At 73.4% G+C, this 26,726-nt stretch carries 21 protein-coding genes; 13 read left to right on the top strand and 8 right to left on the bottom strand.

The window, feature by feature from the left end; genetic code table 11:
- The first annotated feature begins 1 nt into the window (after position 1).
- The 5 genes from ACS04_RS34065 to ACS04_RS34045 all read left to right on the top strand — a co-directional run bounded on the left by ACS04_RS34065 (position 2) and on the right by ACS04_RS34045 (position 7,823).
- A complete protein-coding gene (locus ACS04_RS34065) occupies positions 2-2,047 on the top strand; it encodes a fatty acid CoA ligase family protein (protein ID WP_078865639.1) in 2,046 nt (681 codons plus the stop codon).
- Positions 2,044-3,156 (top strand): NAD-dependent epimerase/dehydratase family protein, encoded by a 1,113-nt coding sequence (locus ACS04_RS40235; protein WP_063839342.1) that lies wholly within the window; start codon positions 2,044-2,046, stop codon positions 3,154-3,156. The genes ACS04_RS34065 and ACS04_RS40235 overlap by 4 nt, the downstream gene beginning before the upstream one ends.
- Complete coding sequence (locus tag ACS04_RS34055) at positions 3,153-6,332, top strand: non-ribosomal peptide synthetase (protein WP_048480742.1); 3,180 nt, start codon at positions 3,153-3,155, stop codon at positions 6,330-6,332. Before ACS04_RS40235 ends, ACS04_RS34055 begins: the two co-directional genes overlap by 4 nt.
- Complete coding sequence (locus ACS04_RS34050) at positions 6,329-7,099, top strand: formyltransferase family protein (protein ID WP_063839341.1); 771 nt, start codon at positions 6,329-6,331, stop codon at positions 7,097-7,099. The genes ACS04_RS34055 and ACS04_RS34050 overlap by 4 nt, the downstream gene beginning before the upstream one ends.
- Positions 7,100-7,184: 85 nt before the next feature.
- Positions 7,185-7,823, top strand: a complete 639-nt coding sequence (locus tag ACS04_RS34045; RefSeq protein ID WP_048480741.1) for an SRPBCC family protein — start codon at positions 7,185-7,187, stop codon at positions 7,821-7,823.
- 31 nt (positions 7,824-7,854) lie between these two features.
- Here ACS04_RS34045 and pntB read toward each other — a convergent pair whose 3' ends face one another.
- Together pntB and ACS04_RS34035 are read right to left on the bottom strand one after the other, a co-directional pair.
- The gene (gene pntB / locus ACS04_RS34040; RefSeq protein ID WP_048480740.1) at positions 7,855-9,318 is read right to left on the bottom strand and encodes a Re/Si-specific NAD(P)(+) transhydrogenase subunit beta; all 1,464 of its coding nucleotides are present in this window, start codon (positions 9,316-9,318) and stop codon (positions 7,855-7,857) included.
- A gap of 7 nt (positions 9,319-9,325) precedes the next feature.
- The gene (locus ACS04_RS34035; RefSeq protein WP_048480739.1) at positions 9,326-10,870 is read right to left on the bottom strand and encodes a Re/Si-specific NAD(P)(+) transhydrogenase subunit alpha; all 1,545 of its coding nucleotides are present in this window, start codon (positions 10,868-10,870) and stop codon (positions 9,326-9,328) included.
- Between the two features lie 254 nt (positions 10,871-11,124).
- Between ACS04_RS34035 and ACS04_RS34030 the strand changes: the two genes are divergently transcribed.
- The 4 genes from ACS04_RS34030 (at position 11,125) to ACS04_RS34015 (ending at position 12,480) form a co-directional block, all read left to right on the top strand.
- Positions 11,125-11,364: a hypothetical protein gene (locus tag ACS04_RS34030; protein ID WP_048480738.1), complete on the top strand. Its 240-nt coding sequence runs from the start codon at positions 11,125-11,127 to the stop codon at positions 11,362-11,364.
- The gene (locus ACS04_RS34025) at positions 11,361-11,627 is read left to right on the top strand and encodes a hypothetical protein (protein ID WP_048480737.1); all 267 of its coding nucleotides are present in this window, start codon (positions 11,361-11,363) and stop codon (positions 11,625-11,627) included. Before ACS04_RS34030 ends, ACS04_RS34025 begins: the two co-directional genes overlap by 4 nt.
- 104 nt (positions 11,628-11,731) lie before the next feature.
- A complete protein-coding gene (locus tag ACS04_RS34020) occupies positions 11,732-12,223 on the top strand; it encodes a DUF2975 domain-containing protein (RefSeq protein ID WP_048480736.1) in 492 nt (163 codons plus the stop codon).
- On the top strand, positions 12,223-12,480 hold the full coding sequence (locus tag ACS04_RS34015) for a helix-turn-helix domain-containing protein (RefSeq protein ID WP_048480735.1): 258 nt from the start codon (positions 12,223-12,225) through the stop codon (positions 12,478-12,480). The genes ACS04_RS34020 and ACS04_RS34015 overlap by 1 nt, the downstream gene beginning before the upstream one ends.
- A 97-nt stretch (positions 12,481-12,577) precedes the next feature.
- Here ACS04_RS34015 and ACS04_RS34010 read toward each other — a convergent pair whose 3' ends face one another.
- From ACS04_RS34010 to ACS04_RS39900, 6 genes are all read right to left on the bottom strand, one after another.
- The gene (locus ACS04_RS34010; protein WP_048480734.1) at positions 12,578-13,843 is read right to left on the bottom strand and encodes an MFS transporter; all 1,266 of its coding nucleotides are present in this window, start codon (positions 13,841-13,843) and stop codon (positions 12,578-12,580) included.
- A complete protein-coding gene (locus tag ACS04_RS35670) occupies positions 13,840-15,099 on the bottom strand; it encodes a JmjC domain-containing protein (protein ID WP_053081103.1) in 1,260 nt (419 codons plus the stop codon). Before ACS04_RS35670 ends, ACS04_RS34010 begins: the two co-directional genes overlap by 4 nt.
- 100 nt (positions 15,100-15,199) lie before the next feature.
- Positions 15,200-16,417: a cupin domain-containing protein gene (locus tag ACS04_RS35665; RefSeq protein ID WP_053081102.1), complete on the bottom strand. Its 1,218-nt coding sequence runs from the start codon at positions 16,415-16,417 to the stop codon at positions 15,200-15,202.
- 2 nt (positions 16,418-16,419) lie between these two features.
- Positions 16,420-17,514 (bottom strand): SagB/ThcOx family dehydrogenase, encoded by a 1,095-nt coding sequence (locus ACS04_RS33995; RefSeq protein ID WP_048480733.1) that lies wholly within the window; start codon positions 17,512-17,514, stop codon positions 16,420-16,422.
- A gap of 727 nt (positions 17,515-18,241) precedes the next feature.
- Positions 18,242-19,810, bottom strand: a complete 1,569-nt coding sequence (locus ACS04_RS33990; RefSeq protein ID WP_053081101.1) for an MFS transporter — start codon at positions 19,808-19,810, stop codon at positions 18,242-18,244.
- Positions 19,807-20,217 (bottom strand): DUF3291 domain-containing protein, encoded by a 411-nt coding sequence (locus ACS04_RS39900; RefSeq protein WP_048480732.1) that lies wholly within the window; start codon positions 20,215-20,217, stop codon positions 19,807-19,809. Before ACS04_RS39900 ends, ACS04_RS33990 begins: the two co-directional genes overlap by 4 nt.
- Before the next feature lie 475 nt (positions 20,218-20,692).
- On the opposite strand from ACS04_RS39900, the gene ACS04_RS33980 reads away from it, so the two are divergent.
- From ACS04_RS33980 to ACS04_RS33965, 4 genes are all read left to right on the top strand, one after another.
- On the top strand, positions 20,693-21,994 hold the full coding sequence (locus ACS04_RS33980) for an NAD(P)/FAD-dependent oxidoreductase (RefSeq protein WP_048480731.1): 1,302 nt from the start codon (positions 20,693-20,695) through the stop codon (positions 21,992-21,994).
- Between the two features lie 14 nt (positions 21,995-22,008).
- Positions 22,009-22,275 (top strand): acyl carrier protein, encoded by a 267-nt coding sequence (locus tag ACS04_RS33975; RefSeq protein ID WP_048480730.1) that lies wholly within the window; start codon positions 22,009-22,011, stop codon positions 22,273-22,275.
- Positions 22,259-23,146: an alpha/beta fold hydrolase gene (locus ACS04_RS33970; protein ID WP_048480729.1), complete on the top strand. Its 888-nt coding sequence runs from the start codon at positions 22,259-22,261 to the stop codon at positions 23,144-23,146. Before ACS04_RS33975 ends, ACS04_RS33970 begins: the two co-directional genes overlap by 17 nt.
- Positions 23,147-23,199: 53 nt before the next feature.
- On the top strand, positions 23,200-26,726 hold a 3,527-nt coding region (locus ACS04_RS33965; protein ID WP_158977798.1), incomplete at its 3' end, for a type I polyketide synthase.

The following is a 26,726-nucleotide window of genomic DNA, read 5'->3' as shown; positions in this document are numbered from 1 at the left end:
CATGAGCACGCGTACGACCAAGAGCACGACCACCAGCACCGTTCCCGGTTCCGCACCGGCGGCACCGACCGCACCGGCGGCACCGACCACACCCACCGCACCCACCCCGGACTCCGCACGCAGCCTGGCCGACTGCCTGGAGCGCAACGCCGCCGCCTTCCCGCACAAGCCGGCCGTCATCCACCCCGACGGCCGCGAGCCCGGCGGCGGCCCGCGCTACCGCGAAGTCACGTACGGGGAGTTACAGGACACGGTCGAGGAGATCGCCCACGGACTCGCCCGCGCCGGGATCACCCGCGGGACCAAGACCGTACTGATGGCCACCCCCGGCCCCGAACTCTTCGCCCTCGCCTTCGCGCTGTTCCGCCTCGGTGCCGTCCCCGTCGTCGTCGACCCCGGCATGGGCGTGCGCCGGATGCTCCACTGCTACCGCGCCGTCGGCGCCGAGGCGTTCATCGGGCCGCCGCTCGCCCACCTCGTACGGGTCCTCGGCCGGCGCACCTTCGGCGGCGTGCGCATCCCCGTCACCCTCGGCCGACGCCGGCTCTGGGGCGGCCGCACCCTCGCCGCGCTCCGCACCAGCGGTGGACCGAGGACCCCCGCCGCCGAGGTCGGCGGCGACGACCTCCTGATGATCGGGTTCACCACCGGAAGCACCGGCCCCGCCAAGGGCGTCGAGTACACCCACCGCATGGCGCTCTCCATCGCCCGCCAGATCGAGGCCGCCCACGGCCGCACCCGCGACGACACCTCACTGGTCACCCTGCCGTTCTACGGCATCCTCGACCTCGTCTACGGCTCCACCACCGTGCTCGCCCCGCTCGCACCGGCCAAGGTGGCCCGGGCCGACCCCGCCCTGCTCGTGGACGCGCTGGAACGATTCGGCGCGACCACCATGTTCGCCTCGCCCGCCCTCCTGCGGAACCTCGCCGACCACCTCACCACCCTGGGCCGCACCCTGCCCGACCTGCGCTGCGTCGTCTCCGGCGGCGCGCCCGTCCCCGACTCCGTCGTCGCCGCCCTGCGCACCGTCCTCGACGGGAAGGCGTCCGTGCACGCCACGTACGGGGCCACCGAGGTCCTGCCGATCACCTCGATCGAATCCGAGGAGATCCTCGCCGAGACCTCCGACGGCAGCGCCCGCGGCGCCGGTACCTGTATCGGCCGCCCCGTCCCCGGCACCCGCGTTCTCATCGTCCCCGTGACCGACGGCCCGCTCGCCCGCCTCCACCCAGGCAGCGCCCTGCCCGCCGGCGACGTCGGCGAGATCCTCGTCCAGGGCGAATCCGTCAGCCCCCGCTACCACCGGGCGCCCCACTCCGACGCCCTGCACAAGGTGTACGAGAGCCGGCCCGGCGCCGCCGCCCTCACCTGGCACCGCACCGGCGACCTCGGCTACCTCGACGACCGCGGCCGGCTCTGGTTCTGCGGCCGCACCTCCCAACGGGTGCGCGCCGCGGGCCGGGACCTGTACACGGTGCGCTGCGAGGGCGTCTTCAACGCCCATCCGCTGGTGCGCCGCAGCGCCCTCGTGGGCATCGGCCCGGCCGGCGCCCAACGCCCCGTCGTCTGCGTCGAGACCGCCGTCCCGGCCGGCGGCCCCGCCTGGCGGGACCTGGTGGCCGAACTGCGCGCCCTGGCCGCCGAACACGCCCCCACCCGGGGGCTGGAGGAGTTCCTGCACCACCCCGCCTTCCCGGTGGACGTCCGCCACAACGCGAAGATCGGCCGCGAGCAGCTGGCCCGCTGGGCGCAGCGGCGCCTCGCCCCGCCCCCGCCCCCGTTCTCGCGGGCCCGCGCGGCCCGGCTCGTACCGCTCGCGGGCTGGGCGTACCTGCTCGGCGGCGCGCTCTGGGCGGCCGTCGCCGACGTCCCCGACGTACCGCTTCTGCGCCTGCTCTGGTGGACCGACGCCTTCCTCAGCATCCCGGTGCACGCCGCGCAGATACCCCTCGCCCTGCCCCGGGGCAGGGCCGCGGGCCACGGCGGCGCCGCCACCGCCGCACGGACCATGCTCTACGGCGCGACCTGGTGGCGGGCGCTGTGAACATCCTGATCACCGGCGCCACCGGCTTCCTCGGCGGCCACCTCGCCGACGGCTGCCTGCGCGACGGCCACCGGGTCCGCGCCCTGGTCCGGCCGGGCAGCGACACCGCCCGCCTGAGCTCCCTCGGACCGGGACTCGAACTCGTACCCGGAGACCTCGCCGACACCGCCTCCCTGGCCCGGGCGGCCCTCGGCTGCGATGCCGTCCTGCACAGCGCCGCCCGCGTCGTCGACCACGGCAGCCGCGCCCGGTTCGAGGAAGCCAACGTCACCGGCACGCAGCGGCTCCTGACGGCGGCCCGCGCGGCGGGCGCCACCCGCTTCGTCTTCATCAGCAGCCCCAGCGCCCTCATGCACCTGCGCGAAGGCGACCGCTTCGGCATCGACGAGAGCACCCCGTACCCCACCCGTTTCTTCAACCACTATTGCGAGACGAAGGCCGTCGCCGAGCAGTACGTACTGGCCTCGAACACCCCGCACTTCACCACCTGCGCCCTGCGCCCGCGCGGCATCTGGGGCCCCCGCGACCACGCGGGCTTCCTGCCCCGCATGATCGCCTCGATGCGGGCGGGCCGGCTGCCCGACCTGTCCGGCGGCAAACGGGTACGGGTCTCGCTGTGCCACGTCGACAACGCCGTCGACGCCTGCCTGCGCGCGATCGCCGCCCCCGCCGAACGCGTCGGCGGCAAGGCGTACTTCGTGGCGGACGCGGAGGAGACGGACCTGTGGGCCTTCCTCACCCGCGTCGGCGCCCTCCTGGACTGCCCGCCGCCGCACCCCCGCGTCCCCCTCGTCGCCACCCGCGTCCTCGCCGCGGCCGTCGAGACGGCATGGCGCCTCCACCCTTCGGCCGCCACGAGCCCGCCCCCGCTGAGCCGCTACATGACGGCCCTCCTCACCCGCTCCGCCACGTACGACACGGGCGCCGCCCGCCGCGACCTCGGCTATGACCCGCCGCGCACGCAGGAGGACGGCGTGAACGGCCTGCTCCGCTGGATCCACGCCAACGGCGGCGCCGGGGCCTGGACACGGCCGGCCGGCACCGGCACCGGTTCCGGCGCCCGCACCCGCACCCGCACCCGCACCGACCGAGGAACCACGCGACGATGACACCCCCGCACACGATCACACCCCCGCACCTCCCCTACCGGCGCCCGGTATCGCCCACGGAACACCTCTACCTGGCCGCCGGGCACGCCCGCGGAGACATGGCCCTGCGCATCGTCGTGGAAGGCCGCGCCGCCCCCGGACCGGCCGCCCTGCGGGCGGCGATCGCCCGGGCCGCCGAAACCTGCCCCGGCTCCCGCCTGGTACGACGCGGAGCCGTCTGGACCGCCGGGGGCCCGCTGCCCGCGCTCCGGTACGCGGCTCCCGCCACCGGGTGCCTCGACGTGTCGCACCCGGCCACGGCGGCACTCCTCACGGGCACCCCGCACCGCGACGCCCCGCCGGGCTGCGAGGTCCTGGTGATCCCCGGCGCCGGCACGGCCACGCTCGTATTCAGCGCCTCGCACGCCCTGATGGACGGTCACGGCGCCCTGACCTGGGTACGGGAGGTCTTCCGCGCTCTGCGCGGCGAACCCGGCACCCCCGCCCTCGCCCGGGACACCGACCGCGCCCTGCTCCGCCGCCTGGGCGCCACCGCCCGGCGCCCCGCCCTCGCACCGGCGCACCCGTCCCCCCTGGGCCCCCGGCCGCGGGGCCCCGAACGCACCCTCTGGCTCCGCCGCACCCTCCCCACCCACCACCCGGCCCTCACGGCACGCCTGGCCCAGGCCCTCACCGACAGCGCGGCGGCGACCGGCGCCCGCTCCGCCGCCCGCCTCGGCGGCGCGGGCCGCGGCGGTACGCGGGTCATGATCCCGGTCGACCTGCGGCGCCACCGCCCCGGCACCGCCGCGACCGGAAACCTCACCCTGCCGCTGTTCCTTGACCTGGCCCCCGGACAGGAGTGGCCGGCGGCACAGGCCACCCTGCTCCGCGCCCTCGCCGACGGCCAGGAGCTCGCCGAGGGCTTCGAGTCGGCCCTCCTGCCGCTGCCGCCGACCGCCACCCGCCTCCTGCTGCGGGCCGCCCAGGCGGGCACCGTACGGGCCGACCGCCACCTCGCCTCCGCGGTCGTCTCCCATCTCGGGCGCCTGGACCCGGCCGAGTTCTCCGGCGGGGGATTCACGGCGACGACCCTGTACGCCCTGCCCGTGCACGCTCCGCTGGTCCCCGTCTCGATGGTCGCCACCGAGACCGACACCGCCACGGAACTCACGATGGGCGTCCGGGGCGGCCCCGACCTGGCCGAACGCGCCACGCGGCTGCTGGACGAGATCCTGACCCGCCTCCCGTCCGCCGCCACCCCCGCCACCGCCCCGCAGCCCGCGCCCGCATCGCAGCCCCCGTCCCCGTCCCGCTGCCCGTCCCCGCCCGCGCCGGACGCCACCGTCGTGGAACTGCTGCGCGCCCAGGCCGCCCTTACACCCGGCGCGGCCGCGCTCGACGGGCCCGGCGGGGTGGTCACGTACGCCGAACTGGACCACCGCTCCGACACCGTGGCCGCCGCACTGCTGCGCCGCGGCGTCGGACGCGAGGACCTCGTCGGCCTGGTCGTCGACCGCACCCCGGAGGGGATCTGCGCCCTCTGGGGCATCCTCAAGGCGGGCGCCGCCTACGTGCCGCTGGACCCCGCCCACCCCGCCGCGCGGACCGCCGAGATCCTGCGCGCCTGCGGAGCCCGGCTCTGCCTGACCCGGGGCCACCTCGCCGAGGACCTCGCCGCACTCGCCCCCTGCCCGCTGGTCGCGGCCGAGGACCTCGTCACCGGTCCGCCGCAGCCCCACCCGGGGCTGCCGGTCCCCGCTCCCGGGGACCTCGCGTACGTCATCCACACTTCCGGCTCCACGGGCCGTCCCAAGGGCGTCCAGATCGAACACCGCGGCCTCGCCGGCTTCGTCGACTGGATGACCCGCGTCTGCCGCGTGGACGCCCGGACCCGCTTCGGCTTCGCCTCCTCCTACGGCTTCGACATCTCCTGCTTCCCCCTCTTCCTGCCCCTCCTGGCCGGCGGTACGGTCGTCCTCGCGCCCGACGCGCCCTCGCCCGCCACCCTGCGCCGGCTCGTCACCGACCACCGGGCCGACACCCTCGCCCTCACCCCCTCCCACCTGCCCCTGCTGACCGACGCGGGTGCAGGTACGGGTGCGGACGCGGGGGCGGGCGCCGGTGGCGTACGCACCCTGCTGCTCGGCGGCGAACCGCTGACCCCGGCCGCCGTGCGCGCCGCCCGTACCGCCTTCGGCCCCGACTGCCGGATCATCAACGGCTACGGGCCCACCGAGACGACCGTCGCCTGTCTCGCCCACGTCGTCGACGACGCGCACCCGACCGGCTCCGCGACCCTGCCCATCGGCACCCCCGGCCCCCACGCCCGCGTCGACCTCGTCACCGAGGACGGCGAGCGCATCGGGACCGGCGCCGAGGACGTCGGCCGTACGGGGGAGATCGTCGTCACCGGCTCCCAGGTGGCCCGCGGCTACCTCGGCCCGCCGGACGGCCGGCCCTCCCCGTTCACCGAGCACGAGGACGGCACCCGCAGCTACCGCACGGGCGACCTCGGCCGCCGACTGCCGGGCGGGGCGGTGGAGTTCGCCGGGCGCCTCGACGGCCGGCTGAAGATCGCCGGGCACCGCATCGAGCCCGCGGAGATCGTCGCGGCGCTCGAAGCCCGGCCCGGGGTGAGCCGCGCCGTGGTGGCCGTCCGGCGCCGCCCGCACACCGCCGCGCCGGTGCTGTGCGCGTACGTGGTGCCCGGCGCGGGCGTCCCGTACGACGCCGCAGCCCTGCGCTCCGCGCTCACCGCTCGGCTGCCCGCCGCGATGGTCCCGGCCCACATCATCAGCGTGGACGCCATCCCCGGCACGGTCGGCGGCAAGGCCGACCTCGACGCGCTGCCCGACCCGTTCGCCGCCGCGGACACCCCGGTTTCCGCCCCGGCCAACGCCCCCGCCCACGGCCCGGCCGAGCACGCTCCCGCCCCTCTCCTGGCGCGGGTGGCCGCCCACTGGTCCGCGATCCTCGCGGTGGACACCGCCCGGCTGTCCGCGGATTCCGACTTCCAGGCCCTGGGCGGAGACTCCCTCGCCCTGGTGGAGATGCTCACCGCGGTCTCGGAGGACCTGCTGGAACCGGCCCAGGCCCGCCGTTTCATGGCCGGTCTCGACTGCCTCGTACGGAACCTGACGCTCGAACAGGTCTGCGCCCACCTCACCGCCGTCCGAGAGGAGCTCCCCGCATGATCTTCGTCGGAGACGGCGCACTCCTGCGCCGGGCCGTCGCACACGCCGCGGCACACGGCCACTCCGTGGACCTCGTCTGCTCCGCGGATCCGCAGGACGCGACGGTCGGCGGCGCCCCGCACCTGCACCTCCCCGCCGCCGAGGCCGACGCCCCCGCCGAGGCCATCGCCCCCGCCGACGTCAACGCCCACGCCGACGCCCTCGTCGACACGTGCACGGACGGCATCGTCTGGTCCCTGAACAACCGCAGGATCTTCCGCGCACCCCTCCTCTCCCGGGGCCTGCGCATCCTCAACGTCCACAACGGCCTCCTGCCCCGCCACCGCGGACTGCCCTCCATCGCCGTCCTCTTCGCCCTCCTGAACGGCGAGCGCGAGTACGGCGCCACCCTCCACGAGGTGGACGCGGGCATCGACACCGGCCGCGTCCTGGCCGTACGCCGCTTCCCGGTCGCCCCCGACGCCCGCCACTTCCAGGTCATGCTCCACGGCGTGCGCGCCTGCCAGGCCCTGTTCGAGGAGAGCCTGCCGGCCGTCGCCGCCGGCGCACCGCCGGGGCCCCCGCCCGCCCCCGCGGGCCCGTCGGCGTACCACGGCGCCCGCGCCCTGGCCCGCCTGGCGGCCCACCGCGACCACCCGGCGTACGCCCGCGCCACGGACCTCGGCCCCTTCGCCGCACACGCCCCCGAACTGGCCGCGGCGATCGCGGCGGTGACAGGGTCTCACGCCGGGCATTGCCCATCACGCGGCGATGGTTATACCCTCTAGCGATAGCGAACGCTTCTAGCGGGCGGCTGTGTGCGCCGCCCGCTTCCCGCTTCTGTTCCCGTGCCCGACGCCAGAGGAGACCCCCATGTCCGCCGTCCGCCGACCCCTCGTCCCCGCCGCCCTGTTCGCGCTCCCGCTCGTCGCCGGCCTCCTCGCGGCCACCGCGTCGCCCGCCGGCGCGGCCACCCTTCCCGGCCCCCGCCCCACCCCGTCCCTGACCTGCCGGGGGGCGGGCGTGGACCCGGGCGCCCGGGTCCGGTACCGGGCCGAAATCCTCATCGACGCACCGCTGGACACGGTCTGGAAGCTCCAGACCGACGTCGAGCGCTGGCCGTCCTGGCAGGCGCCCGTGACGACCGCGGAACGCCTCGACCGCGGCCCCCTCCGCCCGGGTGCGGCCTTCCGCTGGAGCGTCCCGGTACCGCCCAACCCGACTCCGGCCACCCGTCTGGAGATCACCTCGACCGTCGAGCAGCTCCGCCGCCACTCCTGCCTGCGCTGGACGGGCCCCGCGACCGGCGAGGGGCTGCACATCGACGGCGTCCACGTATGGAACTTCACCCGGACCCCGCACGGGGTCAGGGTCACCACCGAGGAGACCCACCCCGGCCCCCAGGTCGACGCGGACGTCCCCGCCGCGACCGCCCTCCTCCGCCAGGGCCTCGAAGGATGGCTGAAGGACCTCAAGACCACCGCGGAGTCCCGCGCCCACCAGCGGCCCTGAGGGGGCCGCAGCCGCGGCCCCCTCACGCATGTCACACCGTACGAGCGGCCCCGACGGGCGTGCGGTGCGACGGGGCCGCGGCGTCGGATCCGAGCGCCCCGAGGATGTCCTCCATCCGCTGCTTGGCGTCACCGAAGAGCATCTGGGTGTTGTCACGGAAGAAGAGGGGGTTCTGCACCCCCGCGTATCCGGTCGCCATCGAGCGCTTGAAGACGACGACGTTCTGCGCCTCCCACACCCGCAGGACCGGCATGCCGGCGATCGGGCTGGCGGGGTCCTCCGCGGCGGCCGGGTTGACGGTGTCGTTGGCGCCGATGACGAGGACGACCGTGGTGTCGGAGAGCTCGTCGTTGATCTCGTCCATCTCCAGGACGATGTCGTACGGCACCTTCGCCTCCGCCAGCAGCACGTTCATGTGCCCCGGCAGTCGTCCGGCCACGGGGTGGATCCCGAAGCGCACGTCCACCCCCCGGTCACGCAGCCTGCGGGTGAGCTCGGCGACCGGGTACTGGGCCTGCGCGACGGCCATCCCGTACCCGGGGGCGATCACGACGGACGAGGCGTTCACGAGCAGTTCGGCGGTGGCCTCGGCGGTGATCTCGCGGTGCTCGCCGAGGTCGGTGTCGTCGCTCGCGGCGGCCTCCACACCGAAGCCGCCCGCGATCACGGAGATGAACGAGCGGTTCATGGCCTGGCACATGATGTACGAGAGGTACGCGCCGGAGGAGCCGACCAGCGCTCCGGTGACGATGAGCAGGTTGTTGTTGAGCAGGAACCCGGACGCCGCCGCGGCCCAGCCGGAATAGCTGTTGAGCATCGACACGACGACCGGCATGTCGCCGCCGCCGATCGAGGCGACCAGGTGCAGGCCGAGGGCGAGCGCCACCGCGGTGACCGCGATGAGCAGACCGAGGCTCGGGCTCATGACGAAGAAGACCGTGAGGACCGCGAACGCGGCGAGGGCCCCGAGGTTGATCAGGTTCTTGCCGGGCAGCACCAGCGGGCTCGACTTGATGCGCGCCGAGAGCTTCAGGTAGGCGATGATCGAACCGCTGAAGGTGACGGCGCCGATGAACACGCCGATGAACACCTCGGCGTGGTGGATGCCGAGCAGGTCCTGGGCCACCGCGGCGTGCCCGGGTCCGTCCGCCTCGACCTCGAAGTAGCCGTTCCAGCCGACGAGTACGGCGGCCAGGCCGACGAAGCTGTGCAGGAGGGCGATGAGCTCGGGCATGCCGGTCATCTCGACGGCCTTGGCACGCCAGAACCCGACCCCCGCGCCGATCAGCATGGCGACGACGAGCAGGGTCAGGCCGGTCGCGGTGATGCTGCGCGAGGCCAGGCCGATGGTGGCGGCGAGGGCGATCACCATTCCGGAGGCGCCGAAGACGAGACCCGAGCGGGAGCTCTCGTGTTTGGAGAGCCCGGCGAGGCTGAGGATGAACAGGAGCGCGGCGACGATGTAGGCGGCCTGCGCGGCCGTGGCGGCAGTCATAGGGGGATCAGCCTCTCGAGAACATGGCGAGCATGCGGCGGGTGACCGCGAATCCGCCGAAGATGTTGATGCTGGCCAGCAGGATCGCGACGGACGACAGCACGGTGATCGTGGTGTCCGTGTGGGCGATCTGGAGGAGGGCGCCCACGACGACGATCCCGGAAATGGCGTTCGTGACCGACATCAGTGGCGTGTGCAGGGCGTGGTGCACCTTGCCGATGACGTAGTAGCCGATGACGATCGCGAGCACGAAGACGGTGAAGTTGCCGATCAGCTGGGACGGGGAGAAGGCGGTCAGGAGGAAGAGCGCCGCCATCCCGGTGGCGGCGAGCACGTACTTCGCCGCGGCCGACATCGGCTTCTTCTCCGCTACGACCGGCTTCGCTGCCACGGGCGCCTGCGCCTGCGCGGGGGCGGCGGAGACCTGCACCGGAGGCGGCGGCCAGGTCGTCTCCCCGTCGCGCACCACCGTCATGGACCGCTGCACGACGTCCTCGAAGTCGATCACGTGCCGGCCGTCCTTGGCCGGGGTGAGCAGCTTCATCAGGTTGACGAGGTTCGTCCCGTACAGCTGCGAGGCCTGGGCCGGGAGCCGGGCGGGCAGGTCGGTGTAGCCGATGATCGTCACGCCGTTGGCGGTGACGACCACCTCTCCGGCGACCGTGCCGGCGACGTTGCCGCCCTGCGACGCGGCCATGTCGACGATCACGCTTCCGGGCCGCATGCTCGCGACGTCCTGCGCGGTGAGCAGCTTCGGCGCGGGCCTTCCGGGGATCAGCGCGGTGGTGATGACGATGTCGACGTCGGCTGCCTGCTCGCTGTAGATCTCCGCCGCGCGGCGGTCGTACTCCTGCGAGGTCGCCTTGGCGTACCCGTCGGTGCTGGCGGCCTGCTCCACCTCGACGGCGAGGAACTCCCCGCCCAGGGAACGGACCTGCTCCGCCACCTCGGGGCGCGGATCGGTGGCGCGTACGATCGCGCCCAGGCTGCTGGCGGCGCCGATGGCGGCGAGCCCCGCCACGCCGGCGCCCGCGACGAGGACCTTCGCGGGCGGCACCTTCCCGGCCGCGGTCACCTGACCGGTGAAGAACCGGCCGAACGCGTGCGCCGCCTCGACGACCGCGCGGTAGCCGGCGATGTTGGCCATGGAGCTGAGCACGTCCAGGGACTGCGCTCGCGAGATCCGCGGCACCGCGTCCATGGCGAGCACGGTGATGGGACGGCTCGCCAGCTCGGCGACCAGGCCGGGATTGAGCGCCGGTCCGATCAGGCTGACCAGCGTCGCGCCGTCGGCCAGCCGCCCGATCTCCTCGCTGGACGGCGCGTTGACCTTCAGCACGATGTCGGCGCTCCAGGCGTCACCGACCTTCGCGCTCTGCGCGACGTACGCGTCGTCGGTGAACCCGGAGGCCGTACCCGCCCCCGACTCGACGACGACCTCGTAGCCCAGCGCGACCAACTGGCGCACGGTGGACGGCGTGGCCGCCACGCGTGTCTCTCCGGGACCCGTCTCGGCCGCGACACCGATCCGCTGCGGTGTGGGATGACCCATGGCTTGCCTCTCGTGTGATGAACGTGAATGTGGAACGAAGCCGACGGCGGCCGCAGTTCGTGGCCGCGGCTGATCAGTACACATGACCGCGCCCGAGCCCGCCCAGATTCTGATCACGTGCGCATCCCCTCCGGACACGTGAGGGCCGCTACTCCGTCACATGTCCGCGCAGGCGGCGACCCCTCCGGTACGGCGGAGGGGTCGTCGGGGCGGTGGACTCGCACCATAAATCGAACACGTGCTTGAATTGGTGGATGCAGTGCACCTCCTTCCCCGACGACCTGGTGGGCCTCCAGGCCGACTGGCTCCGTACGTACCGGATGCTGGCCGCCCGGCCCGCGACCGCAGGCACGACCCCGCTCCGCCGCCGGCTGATCACCCTGTCGTGCGCGATCTCCACCCACCCATACTGGTCGGGCCCGGCCCGTACGGCGGGAGGCCCGGCCGAGCTGCGCCGCGCCGCCGGAGCCCGGGCCTGGGCGAGGGCGGCATGACGAGCGCCTGCCCCGGAAACAACCGCGGGCCCGGCGAGCCGGGCCCCGCCCCCCGGCTGGTCGTCCATCCGCCCGACCACCGAGGGTGGCGCCGGGTGCGGTGCGACGGGCGGAGCCTGGGCACGGCCTACCGGATCAGCGACATAGCCGTCTTCCTCGCGGCGACGGGGATGGAGAACGCCGAGGACTTCGACCTCACGGACCCCACCCTGGTCGACTGGCGCGGCGGCGGCCCGGACTGCTGGACGCCACCGCTGGCGTAGCGCCCGCAGATCCGGCCGGGCGCGGGCGCCCGGGAGACCCGGCCTCTTGTCGAAGCTATCGAATCTCGATAGATTTCCATCGTAAATCGATGGAGGGATGGGTCATGGGAAAGCTGACCGTGGGGGCGCTGCGCGCGGTGCTCGTGGTGGTGTTCGCCGGCACCGTGTTCGTGCAGGCGGGGATGGTGTGGGCGCTGGTCGGCGGAAACGATCCGGAGGACGGGTCGGTGCCCTTGACCCCGCTGCGCGTGATCACGATCCTGGGCATGCTGTCGGCCCAGGTCGCCCTGGCCTGCGTCTGGCGGCTGGTGACGATGGTGCGCCGCGGCACCGTGTTCTCCCACGCGGCCTTCCGGTACGTGGACGTCATGATCGGCGCGATCGTTTCGGCCGCCCTGGTGTGGTTCGCGGTCACGGCCGTCAACGCGCCGGGGCAGCGGGAGGACCCGGGCGTCAGCGTCATCATGGCCGGGATCGGCGTGGCCATCCTGGGGGTCGCCCTGATGGTTCTCGTCCTGCGGACGCTGCTCGCGCAGGCCGTCGCCCGCGACGTCGAAGCGGCGCAGATGCAGGCCGAGTTGGACGAGGTGATCTGATGCCGATCAGCGTCGACATCGACGTGATGCTGGCCCGGCGGAAGATGTCCGTGGGCGAGCTCGCGGACCGCGTGGGGATCACGCCCGCCAACCTGGCCGTACTGAAGAACGGCCGCGCCAAGGCGGTGCGCTTCGCGACGCTCGCCGCGCTGTGCGAGGTGCTCCGGTGCCAGCCGGGCGACCTGCTGCGCTGGGAGGCCGAGGAGCCCGAGGGCGCCGAGGGGGCCGAGCGGGCCGAAGCCGCCGTGGACGGATGACCGGTCGCCCGGCCGCACGACCGGGCAGCCGTATGAGGGCAGTCCCCCGCGGCGCCCGGCCCGCCGGCCCGCCGGTCCGGCGGGCCAGGCGCCGCCGTCAGCGGGGGAGTTCCTCGCCGGCCAGGCCACCGAGGCGGGCCACCCCCGGCACCGCCAGGCACAACAGGCTCGACGCGATGACCAGGATGCCTCCGCCGGTCAGGACGGTGGCCGAGCCGAAGGCGTCGACGGCCGGGCCGACCAGGACGTAGCCGAGGGGGAGGAGGGCGTAGGCGCTGAGCTGGTCCAGGGCGAAGACCTTGCCCAGCACGTCGGAGGGGAAGGCCCGCTGGAGCGCGGAGGCCCAGTACACGAAGTACATCTCCACGACGAAGCCGCCCAGGGCGAAACAGGCGGCGACCCCGGCCAGGGGGAAGGGGCCGACCAGGGAGAGCGGGACCAGGGCGTAGCCGGTGAGTACGAGCATCGCCACCGTGCCCGGGGCCTTGGGACGCCAGCGCCCCGCGACCACGATCGCCGGGAGCGCGCCGATGGCCATCGCGGACAGCACCACCCCGTAGGCGACGTCCCCGCCGAAGTGCTCGCGGGAGACCACCGGCAGCAGCGTCAGGGCCGTCGCGGAACCGGCGAACAGGTGCAGGCAGACCGTGAACATCACGGCCGTCGCCCACGGCCTGCGCCGGATGGCCCGCAGCCCGTGGGCCGCGTCGGCGAGCACCGAGCGGCGTCCCGGACCCGAGGACGGCACGTCTTCGGGCACCTTCAGCACCGTCAGCGCGCCCAGGGCGAAGACCAGCCCGGCGAGGACCAGCGCCGTACGCACCCCCACGAGGGCCACCAGCGATACGCCCACCAGGGCGCCCAGAACGGCGGAGCTCCGGTGGGCGGCGGCGACCAGCGCGTTGCCGCGTTCCAGCAGCGCGTCGGGCAGCAGCGAGGGGATGAGGGAGCGGGCCGCCGGTCGGGACATCGCCTCCCCGGCACCCATGAGCATCGTCAGCAGGGGCAGCGAGGCGACGGGCAGCCAGGGGAGCAGCGCGGCGGCCGTCAGGATCAGGACGGCTCGGAACAGATCGGCGCCGAAGAGGATCCGGGTGCGCTTCATGCGGTCGGCGAGTACGCCGCCCGCCAGCAGGCACACCACCAGCGACACGGCGCGTCCGCCGAGCACCAGGCCGACCTCGCCGGCCCCGCCGCCCGAGTGCAGGACGTACAGGCTGAGGGCCACCGGCAGCAGTTGGTCGCCGACGGCTCCGCTGGCCTGGCCCAGCCACACCCGCAGGAACCTCGGGTGCGCGCGCAGGGTGCCGGCGGTGGTGGCGGCGCTCGTGTCGGCCCGTTCGGGTGCCACTTCGGTGCTCATGCGGCGACGCCTTCCGGGTCCGCCGCCGCGGACGCCGCCGACGCGTCCGCCGCCGGGTCCGCGGCCGCCGGGGTCACCAGCCCGATGCCGACCAGCGCCTGTGAGACCTCGGTGGCCCCCGGTACGCCGAGGGCCTCGGCCAGGGCGCCGAAGTTCAGCTCGGGGCCGCGGCGCAGGGAGTCGAGGACGGGTGCGACGGCCGCCGGCACGCGCGCCGTACGGGTGCCGGTCCGCAGCAGCGCGGTGCCGTCCGGTTCCTCCGTCACCCGGAACACCGCCCCGTCGCGCAGCCGGTAGGGCGCGGACGTCGGCCCCGGCAGTACGGGAACGGGCTCGGGGACGACGGACTTGAAGGCCCCGGAGCGCACCGCCCAGAGCACGTCGGCGGTGTCGGTGGTCTTCGCGGACGCGGCCAGCCGCTCCGCCGCCTCGGCGAGCACGGTACGGGCCAGCTCCGCGTCCCCCTCCAGGTCGTCGAGCGAGACCGTCGCGCGCAGCCAGGCGTCGTCCTGGACGGCCCGGCTGACGAGCTCGGTCAGCAGGTCGTGCCGGGTGACCGGCGGGATGGCGATCGTCAGGTGCATGGAGAGCTCCTCCTGCGTGCGCGGTGAGTGGAAGGTGCCGCGCGGGAAGTACAGCGAGTCGCCCTCGCGCAGCACCAGTTCGGTGAGGGGCTCACTCGCGGCGCGCAGCTCGTTGCGCCGCCGGTCCGTGGAGTGGAACCAGGCGTGCGCCGGCAGCGGATCGGTGAACGGCTGGGTGCGCAGCTCCCAGCTCTTGCTCCCGGTGATCTGGAGGACGAGCACGTCCTCGGTGTCGTAGTGCAGGTCGACGCCCTGCGAGTGCGGCGGGGTGACGAAGGCGTTGATGCGGACGGGATGGCCCAGCTCTGCCGACAGCTGGTGCGCGAAGCGCCGCAGCGGCGGGTGGAAGCGCTGGAGGGACCGGATGATCAGGGTGTGCCCGGAGGCGAGCGCGGCGCGCACGGTGTCCGTCGAGACGAACGGCGCCGAGCCCGGGGCGTCGCCGTCCTCGACGGCGGCGCTCCGGGCGACGGGCGCCTCGGCGTTGTCGCGCAGCAGCCGGATGGACGAGGTGCGCAGGCCCGCGCTCAGTACGTCGTCCAAGGCCTCGGGGGAGAAGAGGTCGCCGAAGCCGGCGGGCAGTTCGGCGGCCGTGCTGTGCAGGTGCCGGCGGCCGAATATCCGGGTGCGGAAGGTGTCGGGTGATGCGGAGGTGCAGCGTTCCAGGGCCATGGTCCGCTCCCTTCGGGTGGTCGGATCTTCGGTCGTCGCGCCGGTACGGAGAACAACGGAGAGCACGGGGCAGGGCAGGGGGCGGGGGACGGGGTGCGGATCAGGGTGCGAGGCGCAGGGCTCCGCGCACCAGGAGCAGGCTCACCGGGCCGCTGCCCGCCGCGCCGTCGGTGGTGAACTCCTGCGCGCCGACGGTGCCCCCGGAGGCGAGCCGTTCCATGAGGACGCGAGCGGCTGCCGGGAACCGGGCGCGCAGGCGCCCGAAGTCGGCCACCACCGAGCCGTCGTCCTCGTACGTCAGGCCGACGTCGCCGCTCGCCGCGTAGCGGGCGCCGGGAGCGGCGAGGGACGCGAGCGCCCGCAGTACGCCGGCCAGTGCGGCCCCCTCCCGCCGCGCGCCGCCGGCGCCGCCCGCGGCGGGCGCGGCGTCCAGCCGTTCGAGCGCGCCGGAGGCGTGCGCGCGTACCAGGGCGCCGATCTCCTCGGCCGGGTCGAGGCTGTTCAGATCGCGGTCGGGCCCCGCCGCGCGCACCGCCGCGAGCAGGGTGTCCTCGGTGAGGGCGCCGAGGGTGGGCCGGCGGGCCGCGAGGGAGAGGTGCAGGGAGTGGCCGCCGGTGGACTCGGCGTGGTGCGGGGTGCCGCGCGGGACGTACAGGAGGTCACCGGGCTCCAGCAGCGGGGTGAGCGCGACGGGGCCGAGTGCGGAAGGGGGCAGCGCGCCCGGGGTGAGCGGTACCGGGCGCAACTGCTCGTGCACGGTCCACCGCTTGCTGCCGGACAGCTGGAGGACGAAGACGTCCTCATCGTCGATGTGCGGGGCCAGGCCCTTGCGGTCGGGCGGCGTGAGGAAGGCGACGGCGTCCACCGGGCAGGACAGGGAGGCCGCGAGCCGGTCGCAGAGCGCCCCGACGGCGGGCACGAGCAGCTCCACGGCGTCGAGGACGAGGGTCGCGCCGAGACCGAAGTGGCTGAGCACCTTGTCGGGGACGATCGCGTCGGTCACGGTGCCGTGTCCGATGCGGCGGACGCCGGTGTACGTGCTCTCGGCGACCTGCTGTCCGTCGCGCACCAGGCGGACGTGGGGCAGCCGCAGGGCCCGGGTGGTGAGGAGGTCGGCGAGGTCCGCCAGGGAGAGGAGACCACCGAAGGAGTCGGGCGAGACGGCCTTGCGCAGCAGGGGCGTGCGCGTCCAGTGGCGGCGCAGGAACTCCTCGGGGTCGCCCACGAGCGGGGCGAGTGCGCCGCCGCCGTCCGAGGGGGCGGCGGACGGCGGCGCGCAGGGTGCGGTCGTGGCCGTGGGGGCGGTTGCCGTTCGCATCGTCAGACCTTCGAGGGGGGCGGGAAGGCGAAGTCGGCCGGGACCAGCGGCCCGGGGTTCTCGGGGACGCCGGCGGAGAGCAGGTACACCGCGAACTCCTCCGCGGGGTCCACCCCGAGGAAGCGCTCCACCTCGTCGTCGGCGAACGCGACGGTCTGGAAGGGGCCCAGGCCCAGCGCCGTGGCGGTCAGGGCGAAGGTCTGGCCGTAGTGGCCGGCGTCGTACATCCACAGCCGGTACGCGCGCGGGTGCCGGTACTTCCAGGCGAGCCGGTTGGCGACGGCCGTGGTGAAGATCGTGAACGCCCCCTCGTACGAGGGCTCCTGCTCGTACGTCAGCTGCGCGATCCGCTCCCGCGGGGCATCGGGGTCCAGCAGTTCCAGGGCGTGACGGGCGGGCGCGTAGTGGTAGAGGCCCGGCTGGACGCCTTCGACGTCGTACACCACCACGTACGCCTCGACCTCGTGGCGGCCGCCGGCGGAGGAGCTGACCCGGCACTGCTGGGGGCCGAACGGGCCCCCGTGGATGAACCGGTGCGGCGCGAAGCTGTGGAAGAGCAGGGTCCCGAGCTGATCCAGGGAGACGGCGGCGCCGGTGAACTTGCGGTGCGTGCGCCGGGTGGCGAAGACGTCCTCGACCGGGGCGACGAGGCGCAGCGGCCGGCGCGGCAGCATCACCACCGGTTTGTCCCGGTACTCCTTGAAGATCTCCGGCGCGCCGCCCTCGGAGGTGATCTCCTCGACGAGCTCGACCCGCTGGGGTGAGTGGACCAGGTAGTTGGCGTTGCGGGCCTCGTCGTGGAAGCGCTCGGTGACGGCGCCCCAGCGCTCCCACAGCTCGGGAAGCGGCGGCGCGTCCTCGTTCGGGACCAGGACGCCGAGGCCGGTGAGGGTTTCCACGGCCTGGTGCACCCGGGCGCGCTCCTCGGCGGGGTGGCGTTCGGCGAGCTCCTGCACGTCGGCCCCGTCGCCGGCCTCCGTCAGGAGGGCGAGCAGATCAGGGGTGACTTCGATCCAGCGGCGCTGCCCGGGGATTCCCATGCGCAGTCCGTCCGGATGCCAGCTGAGGACCAGGTGTTCCCGGCGGCGGACCTTCATGATCGAATCTCCTCATCGGTGTCCTGGGCGCGTTGCGGGGCTTACGGTGGAATCAGCACGTCGCTTGGTGGAGCGCAGCGTCCGACTGCGGGACATAGCCCGTCTCGCAGCCGGACGCTTTTTCCGTGCGGACCCCGTTCACGTCAGGGTCCGGGGCTCACTACAGGCTCGGGTGGTGAGCCACGACCTCGCGGTCCTCGATGATGACGATGTCCATTTCCTTACCTCCCTCCGGAAACTCGGAAATGCGCCGGTGGTCAGAGGCTCGGGTGGTGAGCGACGACCTCACGGTCCTCGATGATGACGATGTCCATTTCTCTGCACCTCCCTTCTGTTTCCGGTTTCCCGCGGTGTGCTTTCCGCGATGGATCAATGACACCATTTCCGGGGCGCCGGGCAAAGGGTTTTCCGCGGGGAATCTGCGGCGTATCGCCGTTCCCGAATCCGGGCTTCTGGAATCCCGATCCGGACACCGGCCCCCGAACGGCGAAGGCGGCTGCGGCACGTCATCCGTGCCGCAGCCGCAACGATGGGGCCGGGTTCGTTACCGGCGGCGCCTTCAGGCGCCTTTCCCGCGCCCCGCAGGCATCTTTTCGAGGCCCTTCAGGTGCCTGTCCGGATGGTCTTTTGTCGACCTCAGGCGCTTTCCCGGGCTGAGCAGCTTTCCCGTGCTCTGGAGCTTTTCCGTGCTCAGGGGTTTTCCCTGGCTGCGGGCATTTTCCCGGGCTCAGGCGCCGGCGCCCTTTTCCTTCCGGGAGAGGAATGCCAGGGACAGGACGGCCGCCAGCGCGGACACCCCCGCCACCACCCACATGCCGGTACCGATGCCCGCGTTGAACGCGGCGCCCACGGCCTCCGTCACCGCGGCCGAGGACCGGCCGCTGCCGTTGCCGCCGCTGCGCGCCACCTCGACCACCGCCGCCGCGACCGGCTGGGGCACGTGCGCCGCTGCCAGCCGGTCCGGGAGCTCGCCGATGAACCGTACGGCGAGCACCGAGCCCAGGACCGCGGTCGCGAGCACCGAACCGACCTGCCGGAAGGCGGTGACCGCGTTGGAGGCCGAGCCCATCTGCGCCGGCTGGACCACCGCGAAGGCGGCAGCCGTCGACGGCGCGACGACGAGACCGCTGCCCAGACCCAGCAGGGCCAGCCCCAGGGCCGTGATCCCGTACGCGCTGTCGGGCTGCTGCCCGACCAGGACGACCGCGGCGGCGCCCGTGACCACGGACCCTGCGGCCAGCAGCCTGCCCGGCCCCACCCTCGTCGCGATCCGCTGCGCCACCAGCGTGGACAGCACGAACGCGACCATCGCGGGCAGCAGCTTCAGGCCCGTCTCCAGCGGCGGGGTCGCCTGGACCCGCTGGAGGAACATCACTTCGAGGAAGATGACGCCGACGAAGGTGAACAGCGCGCTCGCCGACACCACCAGCGTGGCCGAGACCCGCAGCGAGCCCATCATCCGGACGTCCAGCATCGGCACCGGGGCCCGCCGCTCGACCAGCACCAGGGCGGTCAGCGACACCGCCGCCACCACCAGCGAGCCCACCACCACCGGGTCGTCGTACCCGGCCCGCCCGCCGACGGCGATCCCGTACACCAGGGTGCCCAGGCCGACGACGGACAGGAACTGGCCGCCGAGGTCGAGCGCCCGGTCCGGGACCTTGGTCTCCTTCACCGCGTACAGCGCCAGCGCCACCGTCGCCACGGCGATCGGCGTGTTCACGAGATAGACGGCCGGCCAGTCGAAACGGTCGAGCAGGGCGCCGCCGAGCAGCGGACCGACCGCGAGACCCACCCCGGACATGGACACCCAGATGGTGATGTAGCGCAGCATGCGCGGCAGGTCGACGAAGAAGGTCGTGGTGATGATGGCCAGCGACGTCGGCAGCACCAGCGCGCCGCCGATCCCGCTGATCGCCCGCCCCACCAGTACCTGCGCGAAACCGCTCGCCGTCGCGACCACGAGCGAACCGGCGGCGAGCGCCACCACACCGGTGACGAACACCCGGCGCCGGCCGAAGCGTTCGCCGAGCGCCCCGCCCGAGAGCACGCAGGCCGCCACGACCAGGGTGTACGTGCTCGACACCCAGCTCAGGTCGGCGGGCGGCACCTGCATGTCCACCTGGAGGGCGCGCAGGGTCGAGATCGCGGCCGTCACCTCGATGAAGGACATGAACAGGCCCAGACAGGCCACGGCCAGCACCAGCCTGCCGTGCTCGATCACCGGCTTCGCAGGCGTCCCGGCAGGCGCCTCGGCAGGCGTCCCGGCCGGCGTCCGGCCCACCGTGGTGCTCATCGGCCACCCTCCTTCGCAGCCAGCCGTGCCACCGCGTCGTCCCAGGCCACCGGCAGGTCGTCGCGGTCGACCGGATAGAAGACGAACACCGAACGGTCCATCACTTTCCGCAGCCGGCTGACGATCCGGGCGTGCGGGTCGGACCGGGAGAACCGGTCGAGGGACTCCTGGTCCGACCACGCGGACAGGGTCCAGAAGGTCTTCTTCATCGGTTCGGCCCGCAGCGAGGCACCGATCACCCCCGGCGCCGACCGCACCTGCTTCCAGACCACCAGCGACAGCAGGAAGAACTTCGGGACGTGGAGAAGGGAGGTGACCTGGAGCTTCGACGCCATGACCACGGCCTGGCCGGTGTCGGCTGGCGCGGCTCCGGCGGCGGCCCCGGGCATCCAGGGAATGGTGGGCATGGAGCTCTCTCCTCTACTACGGCATGCGACGCAGGACCAAGGCGGAACGACCCGCCTCTGACTAGAGGCGGACGCGCGGCGCATCCGGACACCACGGAAGGAGGAACTTCATATCGTGGGAACAGTTGGCTCGATTCCGCCCTGTGCGCAAGGACGTTCGGATCCGGACAGCTGCCCCCCGCCGCATCGGCCTTTCCGATGGGCGTCCGGGCATCCGCGATGCGCTGTTTGACCCCCGTGCCGCGCCCGACCTACGTTTCGAGCCGTGCCGGCCCGCCACCGCTGCCGCCGCCGACACCACCCCACCACCGGGTCTCGCACCCCACCGGGTCTCGCTCCCCGCCACCGCCGTCGCCGTGCGGGCGACAGCACGAAGTCCCGCCCCCACCAGAGGTGTCATCCCTCTGCGCTCCAGCCGCCGTCGCACCACGCGACCGGTTCCATGACCAACGCTCGAGCCGAAGGGCTGCCTGCCATGACCACCCGAGTCGCTGTCGTCGGTGCCGGCATATCCGGACTGTCCGCCGCCCACCACCTGCCGGACGACGTCGAAGTCACCGTGTACGAGAAGGACGACCGGCCCGGCGGCCACGCGCTGACCGTCGAGGTCGAGGAGGAGGACGGCCGCACGATCGGCATCGACACCGCCTTCGTGGTCTTCAACTCCCGTACGTACCCGCAGATCACGGCCTTCTTCGAGGAGATCGGCGCCCCTTCGCTCGACCACACGGGCGGCTTCGACTTCTTCGACCTCGACCGCGGCCTCGACTACGGGACGGCCGAATTCGAGCTCTCCGAGGAGGAGATCGCCCAGCGCTACCCGGCCGACTTCCTCACCCTGTGGCGGGACGCCGAACGCTTCCACCGCGAGGCCCCGCGCGACTTCCTGCGCAAGCGCACCGACATGGCGCTCGGCGAGTACCTGCGGCGGGGCGGCTACTCCGACGCCTTCAAGTACGGCTACGTGGTGCTGCTCGCCACCGCCGTCTGGTCGGTCCCCGCCGAACTCATCTGGGAAATGCCCGCGACGACCGTCATCGCCTTCTTCATGTCGCACGACCCCGGCGGTCTCGGCGGACGCACCGTCGCCTGGAAGACCGTCGCCGGCGGCAGCATCGAATACGTCCGCAGGGTCGTCGCCGGCATCAACGGCAAGGTGCGCACCTCCAGCCCGGTCACCCGCGTCCGCGAAGAGGCGGACGGCGTCGTCGTCGCCACCGCCGACGGCGAGGAGCGCTACGACTACGCCGTCCTCGCCTCCCACGCCGACCAGACCCTCGCGATGCTGGAACAGCCGAACGCCCGCCAGGCCGAGATCCTGGGCAAGGTCCGCTACAGCTCCACCAGCGCCGTCCTGCACACCGACCCGGCCGCCATGCCGCCCCACCGCGAGCGCTGGCAGAGCTGGAACTACGGGCTCAAGACGGTCGGCGGCCGCACCCGCACCTGGGTCGCGTACTACATGAACTCGCTCCAGGGCTTCACCGCGAACAAGGACTACTTCGTCACGCTCGACTCCCCGATCGTCCCGCGCGACGAGTTCGTCATCCGCGAACTGCCCTTCACCCACCCGATCATCGACCTCGACGTCCGCACGATGCAGCGCACCATCTACGACGTCAACGAGACCGGCCGGATCAAGCTCGCCGGCTCGTACTTCCACTCCCCGAAGATCGGCCACGACCTGATCGGGTCCCACGAGGCCGGATTCGTCTCCGGACTCAAGGCCGCCGAGTCCATCGACCGCGACATCAACCCCCGCGCCGTCAAGAAGTGAATCGAGGTAGTCCCATGCAGACCGTCACCGCACCGGAAGCACAGGCCTGGCTGGTGGAGAAGCTCGCCGTCCGGCTCGGCGTCGAGCCCGCCGACATCGACGTCGACCGCTACTTCGACGAGTTCGACCTCGACTCGACCGAAGCCCTCATCCTCGCCGGCGAGCTGGAGAAATGGCTCGGCTTCGAGCTGGAGGCAACCGCGCTCTGGTACCACCCGACCGTCGCCGCGCTGTCCGAGCACATCGCCGAGGAGAGCGCGCGCAATGTCGCCGCGGCCTGACCCGACCGCCGCCCGTCCCGTCCTGCGGCTCCTGCGGGACGCGGACGGCCCGGCCGGCCGGCGGATCTGCGCCGTCCACCCGGGCGCGCTCGCGGCCGCCGAGTGGGAGACGCTCGCCGCGCGGCTGCCCGCGGACACCGCCCTGTACCTGCTCGACCTGGGCAACGTCCCCGAGTTCCTCACCGCCGCCCTCGACCCGCGGGCGCCTGCCGTCTCCATCGGGGACCTGGCCGCCCGCTGCCTGGACGAACTGGCGGCGGCACGGATCGACACCGGGCCGTTCACGCTCGCCGGCTGGTCCTTCGGCGGAGTCGTCGCCTACGAGATCGCCGCCCGCCTCGACGCGACCGGCCGGGGCGCGCTCCTGCGAGACCTCGTCCTGCTCGACAGCATCGCACCCGTCCCCGCCTTCAAGCGCACCGACGAACTGCTCGACGCGGCGATGCTCCTCGACTGGTTCGCGATGTACCTCGGCGCCAAACGCCGCAGCCCGTTCACCGTCGGCATCCCGCCCCTCGCCGTACCCGAGGACGGACTGCACCTGGTCCTCGACGCCGCCGTCGCCCAGGGCCTCCTGCCGGCCGATACGGAACTCGCCGGACTGCGCAAGCTGTACGCCGCCTACCAGGGTGGCCTGTCCCGCAACAACCGCTGCACCGCGCCCTACGAGCCGGGCCCGCTGGAACGGCCCCTCACCCTCGTCAAGCCGGAGCGCTCCCTGCTCCCCGCCGAGGGCGACCTCGGCTGGAGCGGCCTGAGCAGCCATCCCGTACGGCAGGTGGACGTCCCCGGCGACCACTACACGATGCTCCGTGACCCCGGGGCCGTGAACGCGCTCGTCGGCCTGCTGGCCGGCTCGGCCGTCGTCTGAACACCCGATCCAGGGGCCCAGCCCACCCGCCGCACTCGAACGAGAGGACCGTCGTGCACCACTCACGTCTGGCCGAGACACCCATCGCCATCGTCGGGTTGGCCGGCCTGTTCCCCCAGTCCCGCAACCTGCGCGAGTTCTGGCACAACATCGTCGAAGGAAACGACTGCATCGAAGACGTTCCGGCCGGCCACTGGAACCTCGACGACTATTACGATCCGGACCCCACCGCCGAGGACAAGACGTACGCCCGGCGCGGCGGATTCCTGCCCGAGATCGCCTTCAACCCGATGGAATTCGGCCTGCCGCCCAACACGCTGGAGGTCACCGACATCCTCCAGCTCCTCTCGCTGACCGTCGCACGCGACGTCCTGCGCGACGCGGGCACCGAGGACTCCGGCTGGTACGACCCCTCGCGCACCGGCGTCATCCTCGGCGTCACCGGCGCCAACTCCCTGACCCAGCCGCTCTCCGCACGCCTGCAGACCCCCATCCTGAAGGAGGTCGTCCGCAGCGTCGGCCTCAGCGAGGCGGAGGCGGACGAGGTCGCCGAGCGCTTCAAGAAGGCCTACATCCCGTGGGAGGAGAACTCCTTCCCCGGCATGCTCGGCAACGTCGTCGCCGGACGCATCGCCAACCGCTTCGACCTCGGCGGAACCAACTGCACCGTGGACGCGGCCTGCGCCAGCGCCCTCGCGGCGGTCAAGCTCGCCGTGAGCGAGCTGGTCGAGGGCCGCGCCGACCTGATGATCACCGGCGGCTGCGACGCCGAGAACACGATCCTCATGTACATGTGCTTCAGCAAGACCCCGGCCTTCTCCAAGACGCAGATGATCAGGCCCTTCGACGAATCCGCCGACGGAACGCTGATCGGCGAGGGCATCGGCATGCTCGCCCTCAAGCGCCTCGCCGACGCCGAGCGCGACGGCGACCGCATCTACTCCGTCCTGCGCGGCATCGGAACCTCCAGCGACGGCCGCTTCAAGAGCATCTACGCCCCGCGCGCGCAGGGCCAGCAGCTCGCCCTGCGCCGGGCGTACGAGGACGCGGACGTCGCCGCCGGATCCATCGAGCTCTTCGAGGCACACGGCACGGGCACCGCCGTCGGGGACCACACCGAGCTGTCCGCCCTCGGATCCTTCGTCGCCGAGGAGCAGGACGAGCGCGGCTACGCCGCCATCGGCAGCGTCAAGTCCCAGATCGGGCACACCAAGGCGGCCGCGGGCGCGGCCGGGCTGATCAAGCTCGCGCTCTCCCTGCACCAGAAGGTCCTGCCGCCCACCATCAACGTCGAGAAGCCCAGCAAGTCCGTCGACCCGGAGCACACCCCCTTCTACGTCAACTCCCAGGCACGCCCCTGGATCGCCGACCCCGGCCGCGGCAAGCGCCGGGCGGCCGTGTCCTCCTTCGGCTTCGGCGGCACCAACTTCCACATGGTCCTGGAGGAGTACGACGCCGCCGGCGGCAAGGTGCTCGGCCCCGTGGCCCGCACCGGCCTGTGGCACGCGGCCGACCCCGAGGCCCTCGCCCGCCGCCTGGAGCAGGGCGCCGCCCCCGACCCCCTCGGCCGCATCCCCGCCGGCGACGCCCGCATCGGCATCGCGGCCCGCTCGGACGCGGAGTTCGACGCACTGCGCTCCACCGCCGTAGGGCTGCTGCGCGCCAAGCCCGGCGCGGAGGCCTGGCAGCACCCCAAGGGGATCACCTACCGCCGCTCCGCGCTCCCCGCCGGTACCAAGACCGCCGCGGTCTTCGCCGGCCAGGGCAGCCAGTACACCGGCATGGGCCGCCGGGCCGCGCTCGCCGTGCCGCCCGTGCTCGCCGCGTACGACCGGGCGAACCGGCTCACGGGCGGAGCCCGGACTCTCGGCCGGGTCGTGTTCCCGGCGCCCGCGTTCGACGAGGCCACCCGTACGGCCCAGGAGGAGACGCTGCGCCGCACCGAGTTCGCGCAGCCCGCGATCGGCGCCCTGTCCGCCGGACAGTTCGCCTGGTTCCGCGAGCTCGGCTTCGCCCCGGAGGGCGTGATCGGCCACTCCTTCGGCGAGCTGACTGCCCTGTGGGCGGCCGGAGCGCTGGACGACGCCGGATTCGCCGAGCTGGCCCGGGCCCGCGGACTGGCGATGGCGCCGCCCGCACAGGCCTCCGCCGACTTCGACCCCGGCGCCATGGCCGCGGTGCGCGGCGAGCTGAAGGCCGTCGAGGCCCTCATCGCCGGCTACCGGGACGTGTCCGTCTGCAACATCAACGCGCCCGGCCAGATCGTGGTCGGCGGCCCGACCGCCGAGATCGACCGTCTCGTCGCGGACGCCGCCTCCGGCGGACAGGTCCCCGCCAAGCGGCTCCCCGTCTCGGCGGCGTTCCACACCCGGTTCGTCGCCCACGCGGCCGAAGCCTTCCGCGAGGCCGTCGAACGCGTCGACCTCGCCGCACCCCGGATACCCGTGTACGCGAACACCCCGGGCGCGTCCTACGGCACGGACACGGCGGCCGGCCGGCGCACCCTCGTCGACCAGCTGCTGCGTCCGGTCGCCTTCGCCGACCGCATCGAGGAGATGTACGCGGACGGCTTCCGCGTCTTCGTCGAGTTCGGACCCAAGCGGGTCCTCTCGGACCTCGTGGGCAAGGTCCTCGAAGGCCGTGAGGGCGTCGTGACCATCGCCGTCGACGGCGGCCCGGCCAAGGACAGCGAGATCGCGCTCAAGTACGCCGCGATCGAACTGGCCGTGCTCGGCCTCCCGGTCTCGGGCATCGACGACCACACCGCCGAGGTGGTCACGGCGCCGGCGGGCAAGGGCATGGCCATCCCGCTGCGCGGCATCAACTACGTCACCGACGCCCGGCGCGCGGCGTACAGGGAGTCCCTGGCCGAGCCCGTCACGCGGGCCGGAACCGAGTCCCGCCAGGGTCCGGCTCCGGCTCTGGCTCCGGCGCCGAGCACGCCGCCCGCGCCCGCGGCGGCACCGGTCGAGGCCGGCGCCGAGGCCGGGGGTCTCGACGAGATCGCCCGCGAAGGGCTCGGCCTCCAGGCCGAGATCCTCGACGCGCACGCCGCAACGATCCGCGAGGCCGTCGAGACCCTGGAGGCCTCGGTCCGCTCCGGCACCCACCCCGACGCGAACGCGGCGCTGCGCCTCATCGAGCAGCACGGCGCCTCGATCACGACGGCGCACGACCGGGCGACGCGGCTCCTGATCGAGGCGCTGAAGGGAGACGGACAGCAGCCGGCGAAGACCCCGGCGCCCGCCCCTGCTCCCGCCGCGGTGGCGGAGGTTCCGGTGGCCGAGGTCCCCGCTGCCGCACCTGCTGCCCCTGCCGCACCTGCCGCTTCGGCCGGGGTCGATCCGGCGGTGCTGGAGGCGCTGCTGGAGGTGGTGGCGGAGAAGACCGGTTATCCGGTGGAGATGCTGGAACCCGGTATGGATGTCGAGGCGGACCTCGGTATCGATTCGATCAAGCGGGTTCAGATCATGGGTGCGTTGCAGGAGCGTTTCCCGGTGTCGGGTGACGTGGATCCGGAGCGCATGGCCGAGTTGCGGACCTTGGACGACATCGCGGGCTTCCTGGCTGAGGCGTCGGG

It is taken from the genome of Streptomyces roseus (assembly GCF_001044425.1).
GTDB classification, from domain to species: Bacteria; Actinomycetota; Actinomycetes; order Streptomycetales; family Streptomycetaceae; genus Streptomyces; species Streptomyces roseus.
This window is presented reverse-complemented; position numbering and strand designations above follow the sequence as displayed.

Excerpts from the sequence above, each read along its gene's own strand:
- ACS04_RS34065 (WP_078865639.1), top strand. The coding sequence starts at position 2 with ATGAGCACGCGTACGACCAAGAGCACGACCACCAGCACCGTTCCCGGT.
- ACS04_RS34055 (WP_048480742.1), top strand. The coding sequence starts at position 3,153 with ATGACACCCCCGCACACGATCACACCCCCGCACCTCCCCTACCGGCGC.
- ACS04_RS34050 (WP_063839341.1), top strand. The coding sequence starts at position 6,329 with ATGATCTTCGTCGGAGACGGCGCACTCCTGCGCCGGGCCGTCGCACAC.
- ACS04_RS34045 (WP_048480741.1), top strand. The coding sequence starts at position 7,185 with ATGTCCGCCGTCCGCCGACCCCTCGTCCCCGCCGCCCTGTTCGCGCTC.
- pntB (WP_048480740.1), bottom strand. The coding sequence starts at position 9,318 with ATGACTGCCGCCACGGCCGCGCAGGCCGCCTACATCGTCGCCGCGCTC.
- ACS04_RS34035 (WP_048480739.1), bottom strand. The coding sequence starts at position 10,870 with ATGGGTCATCCCACACCGCAGCGGATCGGTGTCGCGGCCGAGACGGGT.
- ACS04_RS34030 (WP_048480738.1), top strand. The coding sequence starts at position 11,125 with ATGCAGTGCACCTCCTTCCCCGACGACCTGGTGGGCCTCCAGGCCGAC.
- ACS04_RS34025 (WP_048480737.1), top strand. The coding sequence starts at position 11,361 with ATGACGAGCGCCTGCCCCGGAAACAACCGCGGGCCCGGCGAGCCGGGC.
- ACS04_RS34020 (WP_048480736.1), top strand. The coding sequence starts at position 11,732 with ATGGGAAAGCTGACCGTGGGGGCGCTGCGCGCGGTGCTCGTGGTGGTG.
- ACS04_RS34015 (WP_048480735.1), top strand. The coding sequence starts at position 12,223 with ATGCCGATCAGCGTCGACATCGACGTGATGCTGGCCCGGCGGAAGATG.
- ACS04_RS34010 (WP_048480734.1), bottom strand. The coding sequence starts at position 13,843 with ATGAGCACCGAAGTGGCACCCGAACGGGCCGACACGAGCGCCGCCACC.
- ACS04_RS35670 (WP_053081103.1), bottom strand. The coding sequence starts at position 15,099 with ATGGCCCTGGAACGCTGCACCTCCGCATCACCCGACACCTTCCGCACC.
- ACS04_RS35665 (WP_053081102.1), bottom strand. The coding sequence starts at position 16,417 with ATGCGAACGGCAACCGCCCCCACGGCCACGACCGCACCCTGCGCGCCG.
- ACS04_RS33995 (WP_048480733.1), bottom strand. The coding sequence starts at position 17,514 with ATGAAGGTCCGCCGCCGGGAACACCTGGTCCTCAGCTGGCATCCGGAC.
- ACS04_RS33990 (WP_053081101.1), bottom strand. The coding sequence starts at position 19,810 with ATGAGCACCACGGTGGGCCGGACGCCGGCCGGGACGCCTGCCGAGGCG.
- ACS04_RS39900 (WP_048480732.1), bottom strand. The coding sequence starts at position 20,217 with ATGCCCACCATTCCCTGGATGCCCGGGGCCGCCGCCGGAGCCGCGCCA.
- ACS04_RS33980 (WP_048480731.1), top strand. The coding sequence starts at position 20,693 with ATGACCACCCGAGTCGCTGTCGTCGGTGCCGGCATATCCGGACTGTCC.
- ACS04_RS33975 (WP_048480730.1), top strand. The coding sequence starts at position 22,009 with ATGCAGACCGTCACCGCACCGGAAGCACAGGCCTGGCTGGTGGAGAAG.
- ACS04_RS33970 (WP_048480729.1), top strand. The coding sequence starts at position 22,259 with ATGTCGCCGCGGCCTGACCCGACCGCCGCCCGTCCCGTCCTGCGGCTC.